This is a genomic window from Streptomyces millisiae (assembly GCF_031845425.1).
GTDB lineage: Bacteria > Actinomycetota > Actinomycetes > Streptomycetales > Streptomycetaceae > Streptomyces > Streptomyces millisiae.
On the sequence record NZ_JAVREM010000329.1, the window covers coordinates 1 to 441 of the forward strand.

Genomic DNA, 441 nt, shown 5'->3' on the forward strand with positions numbered 1-441 from the left:
CAAGGAGACCGTGCCGTCCAACCCGGACAACCCCAAGGGTGCCTACACCGCGGCGCGCACCGCCAAGGACCAGGGCGTGCCGATCTCCACGGTGTCCTTCGGTACGCCCTACGGCTACGTCGAGATCAACGATCAGCGCCAGCCGGTGCCGGTCGACGACGAGATGCTCGGCAAGATCGCCAAGCTGTCCGGCGGAGACGCCTTCACCGCGTCCAGCCTGGAGCAGCTGAAGCAGGTGTTCACCTCGCTGCAGCAGCAGATCGGCTACGAGACGATCAAGGGCGACGCCAGCCTTGGTTGGCTGCGGCTGGGGGCATTGGTGCTGGCGCTGGCCGGTGTGGCGGCCCTGTTGATCAACCGCAGACTGCCCGGCTAGGACGCGATCCGGCCCGCGCGGTCGCCGGTCGTCACGGGTGATGCGATTTTCAGACCGTGCTGGTG

1 protein-coding gene is annotated in these 441 nt (G+C 67.3%); it reads left to right on the forward strand.

Annotation, left to right across the window (positions count from 1 at the left end; genetic code table 11):
* On the forward strand, positions 1-376 hold a 376-nt coding region (locus RNC47_RS36920), incomplete at its 5' end, for a hypothetical protein (RefSeq protein ID WP_449657371.1).
* Positions 377-441 lie beyond the last annotated feature (65 nt).